Annotated in this window: 13 protein-coding genes; 10 read left to right on the top strand and 3 right to left on the bottom strand. The window is 65.1% G+C overall.

Annotation, left to right across the window (positions count from 1 at the left end):
- Positions 1–25: 25 nt before the first annotated feature.
- The gene (locus AKN83_RS07560) at positions 26–1,231 is read right to left on the bottom strand and encodes an ABC transporter substrate-binding protein (protein ID WP_050403776.1); all 1,206 of its coding nucleotides are present in this window, start codon (positions 1,229–1,231) and stop codon (positions 26–28) included.
- 153 nt (positions 1,232–1,384) lie between these two features.
- Here AKN83_RS07560 and AKN83_RS07555 point away from each other — a divergent pair, with 153 nt between their 5' ends.
- Entirely contained in the window at positions 1,385–2,170 is a 786-nt protein-coding gene (locus tag AKN83_RS07555; protein WP_244521929.1) for a thermonuclease family protein, read from the top strand.
- Between the two features lie 54 nt (positions 2,171–2,224).
- On the top strand, positions 2,225–3,718 hold the full coding sequence (locus tag AKN83_RS07550; protein ID WP_063695252.1) for a M48 family metalloprotease: 1,494 nt from the start codon (positions 2,225–2,227) through the stop codon (positions 3,716–3,718).
- An 18-nt stretch (positions 3,719–3,736) separates the two neighbouring features.
- Here the strand turns inward: AKN83_RS07550 and AKN83_RS07545 are convergent, their stop codons facing one another.
- Entirely contained in the window at positions 3,737–4,138 is a 402-nt protein-coding gene (locus AKN83_RS07545; RefSeq protein ID WP_050403775.1) for a c-type cytochrome, read from the bottom strand.
- A gap of 205 nt (positions 4,139–4,343) precedes the next feature.
- Between AKN83_RS07545 and AKN83_RS07540 the strand changes: the two genes are divergently transcribed.
- The gene (locus tag AKN83_RS07540; protein ID WP_050403774.1) at positions 4,344–5,168 is read left to right on the top strand and encodes a transporter; all 825 of its coding nucleotides are present in this window, start codon (positions 4,344–4,346) and stop codon (positions 5,166–5,168) included.
- Positions 5,169–5,297: 129 nt separating this feature from the next.
- Here the strand turns inward: AKN83_RS07540 and AKN83_RS07535 are convergent, their stop codons facing one another.
- A complete protein-coding gene (locus tag AKN83_RS07535) occupies positions 5,298–6,590 on the bottom strand; it encodes an MFS transporter (protein ID WP_050403773.1) in 1,293 nt (430 codons plus the stop codon).
- A gap of 246 nt (positions 6,591–6,836) precedes the next feature.
- Between AKN83_RS07535 and cyoA the strand changes: the two genes are divergently transcribed.
- From cyoA to AKN83_RS07500, 7 genes are read left to right on the top strand one after another with little or no spacing between them, the layout of a single operon-like run.
- Complete coding sequence (cyoA, locus tag AKN83_RS07530) at positions 6,837–8,003, top strand: ubiquinol oxidase subunit II (protein ID WP_050403772.1); 1,167 nt, start codon at positions 6,837–6,839, stop codon at positions 8,001–8,003.
- A gap of 10 nt (positions 8,004–8,013) precedes the next feature.
- Positions 8,014–10,017, top strand: a complete 2,004-nt coding sequence (gene cyoB, locus AKN83_RS07525; protein ID WP_050403771.1) for a cytochrome o ubiquinol oxidase subunit I — start codon at positions 8,014–8,016, stop codon at positions 10,015–10,017.
- Positions 10,014–10,643, top strand: coding sequence for a cytochrome o ubiquinol oxidase subunit III (cyoC, locus tag AKN83_RS07520; RefSeq protein WP_050403770.1), 630 nt, complete (start codon positions 10,014–10,016; stop codon positions 10,641–10,643). Before cyoB ends, cyoC begins: the two co-directional genes overlap by 4 nt.
- Positions 10,640–11,041, top strand: coding sequence for a cytochrome o ubiquinol oxidase subunit IV (gene cyoD / locus AKN83_RS07515; protein ID WP_050403769.1), 402 nt, complete (start codon positions 10,640–10,642; stop codon positions 11,039–11,041). Before cyoC ends, cyoD begins: the two co-directional genes overlap by 4 nt.
- Entirely contained in the window at positions 11,041–11,874 is an 834-nt protein-coding gene (locus tag AKN83_RS07510) for an SURF1 family protein (RefSeq protein ID WP_050403768.1), read from the top strand. The genes cyoD and AKN83_RS07510 overlap by 1 nt, the downstream gene beginning before the upstream one ends.
- Positions 11,875–11,902: 28 nt before the next feature.
- Entirely contained in the window at positions 11,903–13,231 is a 1,329-nt protein-coding gene (locus tag AKN83_RS07505) for an ATP-binding protein (protein ID WP_050403927.1), read from the top strand.
- Positions 13,221–13,757, top strand: a complete 537-nt coding sequence (locus tag AKN83_RS07500; RefSeq protein ID WP_050403767.1) for a response regulator transcription factor — start codon at positions 13,221–13,223, stop codon at positions 13,755–13,757. Before AKN83_RS07505 ends, AKN83_RS07500 begins: the two co-directional genes overlap by 11 nt.
- Positions 13,758–13,772: the final 15 nt, after the last annotated feature.

The following is a 13,772-nucleotide window of genomic DNA, read 5'->3' as shown; positions in this document are numbered from 1 at the left end:
TTCGTTGTTGTTGGTTGTTACAGCGTCATTTCTTCACGAGCGGGCAGCGCGACTCCGACAGCGGCTGGAACGCCTGGTCACCCGGCACGGTCGCGAGCAGCTTGTAGTCGTCCCAGCGGCCCTTCGACTCCGAGGGCTTCTTGACCTCGAACAGATACATGTCGTGCACCATGCGGCCGTCCTCACGGATCTTGCCGTTCTTGGCGAACATGTCGTTGATCGGGGTCTCCTTCATCACCTTCATGACGGCGGCCGCATCGGTGGTGCCGGCGGCCTTCACCGCCTGCAAGTAATGCAGAACGGAGGAGTAGACGCCGGCCTGGGCCGAGGTCGGCACCCGCTTGGTGCGCTCCATGAAGCGCTTGGTGAAGGCGCGGGTGTCGTCATTGAGGTCCCAGTAGAACGCTTCCGCGAGCAGCAACCCCTGCGCGGTCTCGAGCCCGACGCTGTCGATATCGGTCACGAAGGCCAGGAGCGGCGAGATCTTCTGACCGCCCTTGGTGATGCCGAACTCGGCGCCCTGCTTGATCGCGTTGATGGTGTCGCCGCCGGCATTGGCGAGCCCGATCACCTTGGCCTTGGAGGCCTGCGCCTGCAGCAGGAAGGATGAGAAGTCCGAGGTGTTGATCGGATGCCGCACGCTGCCGAGCACCTTGCCGCCCGACTTCACCACGACATTGCTGGTGTCCTTTTCGAGGTCCTGGCCGAACGCATAGTCCGCGGTCAGGAAGAACCAGGTGTCGAGGCCGGATTTCACCGCGGCAAGGCCGGTCACATTGGCCTGCGCGAAAGTGTCGAACACGTAATGCACGGTATAGGGGCCGCAGGCCTCATTGGAGAGGCGGATCGAACCCGGGCCATTGAACATGATGATCTTGCCGCGCGCCTTGGCGATCTCGCCGGCGGCAAGCGCGGTCGCAGACGCCGCGACGTCGAAAATCATCTCGACGCCCTGGTTGTCGATCATGTCGCGGGCGATGTTGGCGGCAAGGTCGGCCTTGTTGAGGTGATCGCCGACCACGATCTCGACCTTGCGGCCGAGCACCGTGCCGCCGAAATCCTCCACCGCCATCTTGGCGGCAGTTTCGCTGCCCGAACCGGTGATGTCGGCATAGAGGCTCGACATGTCGAGGATGCCGCCGAGCTTCAGCGGGGGTTTGTCCTGCGCCAGCGACGCATTCGCCGAGATCGCAAACACACAGGCCAACACGCCGGCCAAAACCCGTCTCATTCAGATCCTCCCTTGAACGCCGTGCCACATTCCATTGCAGCCGGTCCGTTTCACGCGCGCGGATCATGCCGCATGCCATCTACAGCGGCAAGTCGCGGAGCTGTCACGTGTTTTCCGCTGAACGGAATGGCTGTAATGTGCCAAGATCAACTGATGCAGGTGTTGTCGATGCGGATTCTGCTGACGCCCGCTCGCAGCGCGCTCCTCGCGTGCGCGACGCTGTTTGCATGCGATCAGGGCCATGCCGCCGGATGCAATTTCGAGATTCAGGGCGAGGGTCGCGTCGCCGCAGTGGTCGATGCGCGCAGCCTGCGGCTGGGCGACGGCCGTGAGGTCAAGCTCGCCGGCATCGAGGTGGCGGACCGGGCGAAGGCCGCCGCCGCACTATCGGCGCTGCTGGTCGGCCGTGAGGTGACGCTGCGCGGCCAGGACGACACGCCGGACCGCTATGGCCGGCAGCCGGCCTACGCATTCCTCGATGGCAGCGGGAAGCCCGTGCAAAGCGAGTTGCTGCGCCAGGGCCTCGCGCTGGTGTCGTCCGAGATCGCCGACAAGGACTGCGCGACGGCGCTGATGGCGGCGGAGGCCGAGGCGCGGACCGCCCGGTCGGGAACCTGGGCCGAGAGCACGGTCATAAAAAACGCCGAAAGTCCGGACGATATTTTGGCCGGGATCGGGCGCTTTACGGTGGTCGAGGGCAGGGTTTTGTCCGTGCGTCAAGCCGGGGCGACGACTTACCTGAATTTCGGCCGAAACTGGACTCGGGACTTTGCTCTGACTATTTCAAGGCGCATAGTCCCTGCGTTCGAGGCGGCCGGGCTTGCGCCCAAGTCTCTGGAAAATCGCAGGATTCGTGTCCGAGGCTGGGTGGAAGCACGACGTGGGCCGCGAATCGAGTTGCTCCGGGTGGGGCAGATTGAGCTGCTCGGCGGGAACTAGGGGGCCGACAGGCCACGGCCCGGCCGGCCACGGGACAATTTGTGGGTTTTTGACGTGATTGAACGCGCTGGACGGCGTGAAGATGGAACCGGCCGCCGGCTTTCGGCTGCGCCGGCGCTCGTCTGCGCGGCCCTGACGCTGTCCGCCTGCGGCAATATCGGCCGGTTCGAGCAGCCCACGCCGACCGCCGCGGCGGCACCGGTGAAGCCGAACCGGGTGGTGCAGCAGACGCCCAACAGCGAGCGCGAGCACGAGCGCATTCTGTCGTCCTATGGCGGCGCCTATGACGACCCGAAGCTCGAGGCCCTGATCAGCAAGACCGTCGAGCGGCTGGTCGCCGCCTCCGAGCGGCCCGACCAGGCCTACAAGGTCACGATCCTCAATTCCGGCGCGGTCAACGCCTTCGCGCTGCCGACCGGCCAGCTCTACGTCACCCGCGGCCTGATCGCGCTCGCCAGCGACACCTCCGAGCTCTCCTCGGTGCTAAGCCACGAGATGGCGCATGTGCTGGCCAAGCACGCCGCGATGCGCGAGGACCAGGCGCGCCAGGCGGCGGTGGTGACGCGCGTCGTCACCGACATGAGCACCGACCCCGACCTCACCGCGCTGGCGCTCGCCAAAACCAAGCTGACGATGGCGAGCTTCTCGCGCCAGCAGGAGTTCGAGGCCGACGGCATCGGCGTCGGCATCGCGGCGCGTGCGCATTTCGATCCCTACGGCGCGGCGCGCTTCCTGACCGCGATGGAGCGCAATGCCGCGCTCAAGATCGGCAAGACCGCGCTCGATCCGCGCGCACAGGATTTCACCTCATCGCATCCGGCAACGCCGGAGCGCATCAACAATGCGCAGACCACCGCGCGGCAATATTCGTCGCCCGAGAACAACGACCGCGACCGCGAGACCTATCTCGCCGCGATCGACAATATCGTCTATGGCGAGGATCCCAGTGAAGGCTTCGTGCGCGGCCGCCGCTTCCTGCACCCCAAGCTCGGCTTCACCTTCACCGCGCCCGACAATTTCACGCTCGACAACACCGCACAGGCAGTGATCGGCGTCCGCGAGGGCGGCAGCCAGGCGATGCGCTTCGACGTGGTGCGGGTGCCGGCCGAGCAGTCGCTCGGCGACTATCTGAATTCCGGCTGGATGGAAGGCGTCGAGAAGTCCTCGACAGAGGATCTCAACATCAACGGCTTTCCAGCCGCCTCCGCCACTGCGCATGGCGACCAGTGGCAGTTCAAGGTCTACGCTCTGCGCTTCGGCAGCGACGTCTACCGCTTCATCTTCGCCGCCAAGCAGAAATCCACCGAGAGCGAGCGCAATGCGCGCGAGACCGTGAATTCATTCCGTCGCCTGACCCTTGACGAGATCCAGGCCGCCCGGCCGCTGCGCATCAAGGTCATCAACGTGCAGCCCGGCGACACCGTGGAATCGCTGTCGCATCGGATGGCCGGCGTCGATCATCCGGCCGAGCGCTTCCGTGTGCTCAACGGCCTCGACGCCCACGCCCAGGTGAAGCCGCGCGACCGCGTCAAGATCGTGGTGGATTGAGGTATCAAGAACGTAGCCTTACTTCGCCTTCTCCTTGAGGAAGGCGATGATGTCGGCGCGGTCCTTCGGATCCTGAACCTCGTAGAACATCTTGGTGCCGGGCACCATCGCGTCCGGACCGGACAGCCATTTGTCGAGATTGGCCTCGGTCCACACGATCTTCGAGTTCTTCAGCGCCGGCGAGTAATTGTAGCCCGCGACCGAGCCGGCAAGGCGCCCGACGACCCCCTTGTGCATCGGGCCGACGTCGTTCTTGTCAATCGAATGGCAATCGCCGCAGCCCTGGTACAGCGTGGCGCCGCGCGCCGGATCGCCCGCCGCCCGTGCGCTGTTCAGTGCGAGCAGGATCGCGATGGCCGCCATCGCGGCGATTTTGGCGTGCCGCGGCGCCAGCACGCCTGCGATCGGACGAATGGTCATTCCCGGGATCTCCTGTTTGCCACCTCAACAGGAGCAGCCTGCCTGCCGTTCTATTCCCTGAGATTTCGTCGCCGGCCGCAGCGATCGCCGACGTCAGCACCTCTTGTTGAGATTTTTCCCGCCCGCGGGGAATATCCGCGTGATCAAACGATCATTATCCAAGCTGCCACCTCCGCAGCGGCGCCGGGTTTTTGGAGCATCCCCAGTGTTTCACAATCGGTTTGGCGCCGTCGCTCGACTTGCCGAACTCGGGTGCGTGCTTGCTGCGCTCACACTCGCAGCAGCCACCGCCGCGCGCGCGGACGGCTGTCCCAAGCCGAGCGACGAGATTGCGACCGATCGGCCCGACGTCACCAATTCGAGTCTCGTCGTGCCGGTCGGGAGCCTCCAAAATGAGAACGGCGTCAACCTGAACGGCCGCGACGTTGGCCGCAGTATCGACGGCAGCAACAGCCGCTGGCGGCTCGGCATCGCGCCCTGCCTCGAAGTGCTGGTCGACCTGCCGAGCTATGTCGGCACGCTGAAGTCGCCGGGAGCCTTGGGATTTTCGGACGTCGCGCCTGCCCTCAAATGGCAGATCAGCCCGGTGCCCGGGAAGATCGACCTCTCGATCACCGCCGGTGTCGCGCTGCCGACCGGTGCGGCTGCCGTCGCCGGGCGCGGCGCGCAGCCCTACATCCAGCTGCCATGGTCATGGGAGCTGCATGACGGCTGGGGCGTCAGCGGCATGTTCACGGAATTCTTCCGCCCGGCCGAGCCGACTAGCAAGCACATGTCGGAGGCGACTTTCGTGATCGAGAAGAAATTGACCGAGCGGATCAGCGTGTTCACCGAATATGTCGGCGACTATCCCGACGGCGCCCGGCCGATCCAGCTGATCAATTCCGGCGGAGTATACCGGATCACGCCGACCCAGCAGGTCGATCTCCACGTCGCGTTCGGGCTCAACCGCAACTCGCCAAATTATATCGTCGGCCTCGGCTATTCGTTCCGCGTCGACGGGCTGTTTCGCTCATCTACTTCCCCTTGAAAAGGCGAGGTCGCTTTGCTCGGCAGAGCAGAGCGGGTGGGGATCTGCTCTCTCCGCTTGCAGCGTCGCCTGCGGCTGGGACCCCCATCCCGACCTTCCCCCTTTCAGGGGGAAGGAGAAGAGCGTGACTTAGCTGACTTCGACCTCGCGCAGCCCGCTCAGCCACAGCGCCAGCAGCGTCCACACCGCGCCCGACAACAGGTACGCGCCGGCCGAGATCAAGCCGAAATGCGTCGCCAGCAGCAGCGCGGCGAGCGGCGCGAAGCCGGCGCCGAACAGCCAGGCAAAATCCGAGGTCAGCGCCGAAGCCGTGTAGCGATAGTTGCGCGCGAAGTTCGAGGCGATCGCACCCGACGACTGGCCGAACGACAGGCCGAGCAGCACGAAGCCAAGCACCATGTAGATCGTCTCGCCGAATGCTCCGGCATCGAGCAGCTGCGGCGCAAAGCCGCTATAGACCGCGATCGCGACCGCAGACCCGAGCAGCAGCGGCTTGCGCCCGACGCGGTCGGCGAGCATGCCGGAGGCGATGATCGCGACCACCCCGACCATGGCGCCGATCATTTCGATGATCAGGAAGCGCACCGGGCTTTCCCTGGTGAACAGGAACACCCAGGACAGCGGAAACACCGTGACCATGTGGAACAGGGCAAAGCTCGCCAGCGGCGCGAAGGCGCCGAGCAGGATGTTGCGGCCTTCCTGCGCCACCGTCTCGCCGACCCGCGCCGGCTCGAGGTCACGGCTTTCGAACAGCTCGGAATATTCGTCGGTCGCCACCATGCGCAGCCGCGCGAACAGCGCCACCACGTTGATGGCGAAGGCGACGAAGAACGGATAGCGCCAGCCCCAATCGAAGAAATCATCCGCCGAGAGGTTGCCGGCGAAGAACGCGAACAGCGCGCTCGCCACGATCAGGCCGAGCGGCGCGCCGAGCTGCGGCACCATCGCGTACCAGCCGCGCTTGTTCGCCGGCGAATTCATCGCGAGCAGCGAGGCGAGGCCGTCCCAAGCGCCGCCCCAGGCGATGCCCTGCAGCACGCGCGCGGCGGCCAAAAGCCAGATCGCCGCGACGCCGATCGTGTCGTAACCGGGCAGGAACGCGAGCGCGACCGTGGCGGTGCCGAGCAGGAACAGCGCGATGACGAGCTTTGCGCCCTTGCCGTGGCGGCGGTCGACCGCCATGAAGATCACGGTGCCGAGCGGCCGCGCCGCAAAAGCCAGCGCGAAGATGCCGAATGAATAGAGTGTGCCGGTCAGTTCGTTGACGAACGGGAACACCAGCTTCGGGAACACGATCACCGAGGCGATTGCGTAGACGAAGAAGTCGAAGAATTCCGACGTGCGTCCGATGATGACGCCGATCGCGATTTCGCCGGGTTTCGCCTGCCCGTGACCTGACGCGGTCGGGGTGCCGTGAGCCATTGCTGGGGCCTGTGCCATCGCCGGAGAACCGTCCTTTGGAGCCTGACCCGGAAACGTGGAAACCGGTTTTCCGAACAGGTCATGCTCAAACCTGAGATGAGGCCACGGGCAGCCTTTGCCTCGCGGTCCACCTCACCTTCTGCGCTTCTATCCCGCAGTGCAACATTGGACAAATTGTCCAATGTCAACTTTGCTGCATCGCAGCTACCCCTTGGCGGAACTCATAAAATTCAAGTGAGGTGAGCCGTGCGCGCCTTGAAATTGTTGGCCTTATTGCCGTTCGCGGCGCTCCTTGGCGGGTGCGATTTCGTCGTCCTGGCCCCTGCCGGCGACGTCGCCGTGCAGCAGCGCGACCTCGTCGTGATCTCGACCATCCTGATGCTGATCATCGTGCTTCCGGTGATGGCGCTGACCGTGTTCTTCGCCTGGCGCTACCGCCAGTCCAATACCGCAGCCCCCTACGAGCCGGAGTGGGATCATTCGACCCAGCTCGAGCTGGTGATCTGGTCGGCGCCGCTTCTGATCATCATCTGCCTGGGCGCGCTGACCTGGATGGGCACCCATCTGCTCGATCCCTACCGCTCGCTGGGCCGCATCGCCGCCGACAAGCCGATCGAGAGCAAGGACGCCGCGCTCAGTGTCGAGGTGGTCGCGCTCGACTGGAAGTGGCTGTTCATCTACCCGGATTACGGCGTCGCCGCCGTCAACGAGCTCGCAGCACCCGTCGACCGCCCGATCCGCTTCCGCATCACGGCCTCTTCCGTGATGAACTCGTTCTACATCCCTGCGCTGGCCGGCCAGATCTACGCCATGCCCGGCATGGAGACCAAACTGCACGCGGTGGCTAACACGGCAGGCACCTATCGCGGCTTCTCCGCCAATTACAGCGGCGCCGGCTTCTCCGGCATGCATTTCGAGTTCAAGAGCCTCTCGAGCGCCGATTTCGACAAGTGGATCGGCACCGCCAGGGCCAGCGGCAACATGCTCGGCCGTACCGATTATCTGCAGCTCGAGCGTCCGAGCGAGAACGATCCGGTGCGGCTCTATCGCTCGGTCGATCGCGATCTCTACAAGGCGATCCTCAACATGTGCGTCGAGCCCGGCAAGATGTGCATGAGCGAGATGATGGCGATCGACGCCAAGGGCGGCCTCGGCCGCGAAGGCCTCAACAACACCTTGCCGCTCACTTACGACAAATACGCCCGCCGCGGCGCGCCGCTGGGAGCCGAGCCGACCTTCGTCGCCGGCATCTGCTCGATGGACGAGATCAAGGACGCACCGTCGCGCGACGTTCTGGCGCCGCTCGACCTGACGCCGCTGCGCGGCGTCGGGCTGAAGCGCCCGCCGTTCTCTCCCGCCCATCCGTCATCGACATCCTTGCTGCTCGGCCAGCGCCCGAAATCAGACTCCTGAGGAGCGCCGCATGAATCCCGATCTCATCAAGATGATCTTCGGCCGTCTCAATCTGGACGCGCTGCCGATCCATGAGCCGATCCTGGTCGGCACCTTCGCGGTGGTCGCGACCGGTGGGCTCGTGCTGTTCGCCCTCGTCACCTACTTCCGGCTGTGGACGTATCTGTGGCGCGAGTGGTTCACCACCGTCGACCACAAGCGCATCGGCATCATGTACATGATCCTCGGCATCGTGATGCTGCTGCGCGGCTTCGCGGATGCGCTGATGATGCGCCTGCAGCAGGCGATCGCCTTCGGCGGCTCCGACGGCTACCTCCCGGCCCATCACTACGACCAGATCTTCACCGCGCACGGCGTGATCATGATCTTCTTCGTGGCGATGCCGCTGGTCACCGGCCTGATGAACTACGTGGTGCCGCTGCAGATCGGCGCCCGCGACGTCTCGTTCCCCTTCCTCAACAATTTCAGCTTCTGGATGACGGTCGGCGGCGCCGTGCTGGTGATGATGTCGCTGTTCGTCGGCGAATTCGCCCGCACCGGCTGGCTCGCCTACCCGCCGCTGTCCAACATCGGCTACAGTCCGGACGTCGGCGTCGACTACTACATATGGGGACTACAGGTCGCCGGCGTCGGCACGACGCTATCGGGCATCAACCTGGTCTGCACCATCGTCAAGCTGCGCGCGCCGGGCATGACGATGATGAAGATGCCGGTGTTCACCTGGACCTCGCTCTGCACCAACGTCCTGATCGTCGCCTCCTTCCCGGTCCTCACGGCGGTGCTGGCGCTGCTGTCGCTCGACCGCTACGTCGGCACCAACTTCTTCACGAACGACTTCGGCGGCAACCCGATGATGTACGTGAACCTGATCTGGATCTGGGGCCACCCCGAGGTCTACATCCTGGTGCTGCCGGCGTTCGGCATCTTCTCGGAGGTGACCGCGACGTTCTCCGGCAAGCGGCTGTTCGGCTACACCTCGATGGTCTACGCCACCGTCGTCATCACCATCCTGTCCTATCTGGTCTGGCTGCATCATTTCTTCACGATGGGCTCCGGCGCCAGCGTCAACTCGTTCTTCGGCATCACCACCATGATCATCTCGATCCCGACGGGCGCGAAGATGTTCAACTGGCTGTTCACGATGTATCGCGGCCGGATCCGCTTCGAGCTGCCGATGATGTGGACGGTGGCGTTCATGCTGACCTTCGTGATCGGCGGCATGACCGGCGTCCTGCTCGCGGTGCCGCCGGCCGATTTCGTGCTGCATAACAGCCTGTTCCTGATCGCGCATTTCCACAACGTGATCATCGGCGGGGTGCTGTTCGGCCTGTTCGCCGGCATCAACTACTGGTTCCCGAAGGCGTTCGGCTTCAGGCTCGATCCGTTCTGGGGCAAGCTGTCGTTCTGGTTCTGGGTCTCGGGTTTCTACTTCGCCTTCATGCCGCTCTACGTGCTCGGCCTGATGGGCGTGACGAGACGGCTCCGCGTGTTCGACGATCCGTCCCTGCAGATCTGGTTCGTCATCGCGGCCTTCGGCGCCTTCCTGATCCTGCTCGGCATCGGCGCGATGCTGGTACAGTTCGCGGTCAGCATCCTGCGCCGCGAGCAGCTAAAGGACGCCACCGGCGATCCCTGGGACGGGCGCACGCTGGAATGGGCGACTTCCTCGCCGCCGCCGGACTACAACTTCGCCTTTACACCGGTCGTCTACGACAACGACGCCTGGTGGGACATGAAGCGCCGCGGCTACAGGCGCCCGCTGACCGGCTTCAAGCCGATCCATATGCCGTCCAACACCGGCACCGGCATCATCCTCGCCGGCTTCGCGACGGTGATGGGCTTCGCGCTGATCTGGTACATCTGGTGGCTCGCCGCCGTCAGCTTCCTTGCGCTGCTCGCTGTCGCGATCGGCCACACCTTCAACTATCACCGCGACTTCCACATCCCGGCGGATGAGGTGGTGCGGACGGAAGACGCGCGGACACGCGTTCTTACCGCGGGAGCCCAGTCATGAGCGTTGCTACAATAACCACACAGGACTCCGAGCCGGTCTTCCACGTCATCGACGAGCACGATCATCCGGAAGGCGCCAGCACCATGCTGGGCTTCTGGATCTACCTGATGAGCGACTGCCTCATCTTCGCGATGCTGTTTGCGACCTATGGCGTGCTCGGCGGCAGCTATGCCGCCGGCCCGTCGCCGAAGGACCTGTTCGACCTCAAGCTGGTCGCGCTCAACACCACGATGCTGCTGCTCTCCTCGATCACCTATGGCTTCGCCATGCTGACGATGGAGAAGTCCAGGATCGGCCAGACCCAGCTCTGGCTCGCGATCACCGGGCTGTTCGGCCTCGCCTTCCTCGGCATCGAGCTCACCGAATTCGCCCACATGATCCATGAAGGCGCCACGCCGCAGCGCAGCGCCTTCCTGTCGTCGTTCTTCACGCTGGTCGGCACCCACGGCCTGCACGTCACCTTCGGCCTGGTCTGGCTGGTGACGCTGATGGTGCAGACCGCGCGCTTCGGCCTCACCGAAGCCAACCGGCGCCGGCTGATGTGCCTTTCGATGTTCTGGCACTTCCTCGACGTGGTCTGGATCGGCGTCTTCACCTTCGTCTACCTCCTGGGAATGCTGCGATGACAACAAAAGCTCACGCCGAAGCTCATACCCTCGAAGCCAATGCCGGACACGACCATGACGATCACGGTGGCGCCGCTCACGGCTCGCTGAAGAGCTATCTGATCGGCTTCGGCCTCTCGGTCGTCCTCACCGCCATTCCGTTCTGGCTGGTGATGACCGGCGCCATCGCCGACAAGCAGGTCACCGCGCTGATCGTGCTGGTGCTGGCCGCGGTGCAGATCGTCGTGCACATGATCTACTTCCTGCACATGAACACGCGGTCCGAGAACGGCTGGACCATGATGGCGATGATCTTCACCGTGGTCATGGTGGTGATCGCGCTGACCGGCTCACTCTGGGTCATGCATCACCTCAACATCAACATGATGCCGATCCACGACATGAGCCAGATGCCGTGATGAAGCGGTCTGCCAGACCATCGCTTGCGCTGCTCACGCTCGGCATGCTGGGCGTGGTGCTGCTGAGCGCGCTTGGTATCTGGCAGATCGAACGCCGGACCTGGAAGCTGGCGCTGATCGAGCGGGTGGAGCAGCGCATGCACGCGGCGCCGGTCGCGCCGCCGCCCCCATCGTCATGGCCGGCGGTCACGGCCGCGGGCGACGAATACCGACGCGTCACCGTGCTCGGCACGTTCCTGCATGCCGACGAGACGCTGGTGCAGGCCGTTACGGCCGAGGGTCCCGGCTTCTGGGTGCTGACCCCGCTGCAATTGGCCGACGGAACGACGGTCCTGGTCAATCGCGGCTTTGTTCCGCCCGACCGGCGCGATCCCGCGACGCGGCGCGACGGCGAACCGCAGGGTGAGGTCCGCGTCACCGGGCTGTTGCGGATGTCGGAGCCGAAGGGCGGCTTCCTGCGCAGCAACGACCCCGTGGCGGGCCGCTGGTATTCGCGCGACGTCGCGGCGATCGCCGCCACGCACGGGTTGTCGCAGGTCGCCCCCTTCTTCGTCGACGCCGATGCGACGCCCAATCCGGGCGGCATTCCCGTCGGCGGGCTCACGATCGTGCGGTTTCCGAACAACCACCTGATTTACGCGCTGACATGGCTCGCACTGGCCCTTATGCTGGCGGGCGCCCTCCTGCGCATCATCAGCGGCAGGGGCCGCGCCGGCGCCTCCGAGCCAAGGTGGGGTTCAAGGCGCGCCGCCGTGCGCCGCCTGATCGGCGCAGCCCGCAAGCTATCTCGCGACCCAGGCCCAGATGCTCGAGCGCATATCGGATCTGCATGACGAAAACACCGCGACCGGCACGGCCGTGATGTCGTCCGCCGTGAGCGCGACTGCCGGCATGCCGCTCGATCTCGTAGCGCCCGCCGACATCGCGACCAATCGCAAGAACATGGCTTTGCTGGTCCAGCTGCGCTGGATCGCAGTGATCGGGCAGATCGTCACCATCGGCTTCGTGCAGTTCTGGATGGGCGTGGCGCTGCCGCTGCTGCCGATGGCCGCGGTGATTTCAGGGCTCGTGGCGCTCAACCTCATCAGCCTGCTGTGGCTGCGCTATCGCGCCGACATCAACAACCGCGAGCTGCTGGTCGCGCTGGCGCTCGACGTCGCGGCACTGACCGCGCTGCTCTATCTCAGCGGCGGCGCCACCAATCCCTTCACCTCGCTCTACCTGCTGCAGGTGACGCTCGGCGCGGTGCTGCTCGATGCACCCTCGACCTGGTCGCTGGTGGCGCTGGTCTGCATGAACTTCGCCTGGCTGACCAGCTACTATCGGCCGCTGGAACTGCCGCAACCGGGCGGTGCCGAGGCCTTCAATCTCTATATCGCCGGCACCTTCATCGGCCTCGTGCTCGACGCCGTGCTGCTCGTGGTGTTCATGACGCGGATCAACCGCAATCTGCGCGATCGCGACCTCCGGCTCGCGGCACTGCGCCAGCAGGCGGCCGAGCAGGACCACATCGTCCAGATGGGCCTCTTGGCCTCCGGCGCCGCGCATGAGCTCGGCACGCCGCTCGCCTCGCTCTCGGTCATCCTGGGCGACTGGCGCCGGATGCCCGCGCTCGCCTCCGACCCCGAATTGTCGCAAGACCTCGGCGAGATGGAGATCTCGGTGCAGCGCTGCAAATCGATCGTCACGGGCATCCTGCTGTCGGCCGGCGAAGCCCGCGGCGAAGGTTCCTCGCCGACCACGGTCGCAGCGTTCCTGACTGCGCTGGTGGAGGAATGGCGGACGACGCGGCCATCGGCCACGCTGTATTTCCGCAACGCCTTCGGCACGGATCTGGCGATCGTATCCGACGTCGCGCTCAAGCAGGCGATCTTCAACGTGCTCGACAATGCCGCCGAGGTCTCGCGCGACTGGATCGAGCTGATGGCCGAGCGCAATGCCGACAAGCTCGTGCTGTCGGTGACCGATCGCGGCCCGGGCTTCTCGCGCGAAATGCTGGCGCATGTCGGCAAGCCGTATCAATCGACCAAGGGCAGTCCCGGCAGCGGCCTCGGCCTGTTCCTGGTGGTCAATGTGGTGCGCAAGCTGGGGGGCGTGGTGACGGCACGCAACCGGCCGGACATCGGTGCCGCGGTCCGGCTCGAGCTGCCGCTCTCGACGCTTGCGATCGGAGATCCTCTTGACGGATGAACGCCAGCTCCTGATCGTCGAGGACGATGCAGGCTTTGCCCGCACGCTGAAGCGCTCGTTCGAGCGCCGCGGTTACGGCGTCGCGGTGTCGGCCTCGCTCGACGAGGTCCGCGAGCTGCTCGAGCAGCAATCGCCCGGCTATGCCGTCGTCGACCTGAAGCTCGCCGGCGGCGCGTCGGGCCTTGCCTGCGTCGAAGCGCTGCACGCGCACGACCCGGAAATGCTGATCGTGGTGCTGACCGGATTTGCCAGCATCGCGACAGCGGTGGAGGCGATCAAGCTCGGCGCCTGCCATTATCTCGCCAAGCCGTCGAACACCGACGACATCGAGGCCGCGTTCCTCAAGGCGCAAGGCAACGCCGCCATCGAGGTCGGCGCGCGGCCGACCTCGATCAAGACGCTGGAATGGGAGCGTATCCACCAGACCCTGATCGAGACCGAGTTCAACATCTCCGAGGCCGCGCGAAGGCTCGGCATGCACCGCCGCACGCTGGCAAGGAAGCTCGAGAAGCAGCGGGTGAAGTAGCTAGAGCCGTTGGCT

This window comes from Bradyrhizobium embrapense (assembly GCF_001189235.2).
GTDB lineage: Bacteria > Pseudomonadota > Alphaproteobacteria > Rhizobiales > Xanthobacteraceae > Bradyrhizobium > Bradyrhizobium embrapense.
This window is presented reverse-complemented; position numbering and strand designations above follow the sequence as displayed.

What these genes read in the sequence shown, in the direction of transcription:
- AKN83_RS07545 (WP_050403775.1), bottom strand. Translation starts at nt 4,138, where the DNA reads ATGACCATTCGTCCGATCGCAGGCGTGCTGGCGCCGCGGCACGCCAAA.
- AKN83_RS07510 (WP_050403768.1), top strand. Translation starts at nt 11,041, where the DNA reads ATGAAGCGGTCTGCCAGACCATCGCTTGCGCTGCTCACGCTCGGCATG.
- AKN83_RS07560 (WP_050403776.1), bottom strand. Translation starts at nt 1,231, where the DNA reads ATGAGACGGGTTTTGGCCGGCGTGTTGGCCTGTGTGTTTGCGATCTCG.
- cyoD (WP_050403769.1), top strand. Translation starts at nt 10,640, where the DNA reads ATGACAACAAAAGCTCACGCCGAAGCTCATACCCTCGAAGCCAATGCC.
- AKN83_RS07535 (WP_050403773.1), bottom strand. Translation starts at nt 6,590, where the DNA reads ATGGCTCACGGCACCCCGACCGCGTCAGGTCACGGGCAGGCGAAACCC.
- cyoC (WP_050403770.1), top strand. Translation starts at nt 10,014, where the DNA reads ATGAGCGTTGCTACAATAACCACACAGGACTCCGAGCCGGTCTTCCAC.
- cyoB (WP_050403771.1), top strand. Translation starts at nt 8,014, where the DNA reads ATGAATCCCGATCTCATCAAGATGATCTTCGGCCGTCTCAATCTGGAC.
- AKN83_RS07505 (WP_050403927.1), top strand. Translation starts at nt 11,903, where the DNA reads ATGTCGTCCGCCGTGAGCGCGACTGCCGGCATGCCGCTCGATCTCGTA.
- AKN83_RS07555 (WP_244521929.1), top strand. Translation starts at nt 1,385, where the DNA reads ATGCAGGTGTTGTCGATGCGGATTCTGCTGACGCCCGCTCGCAGCGCG.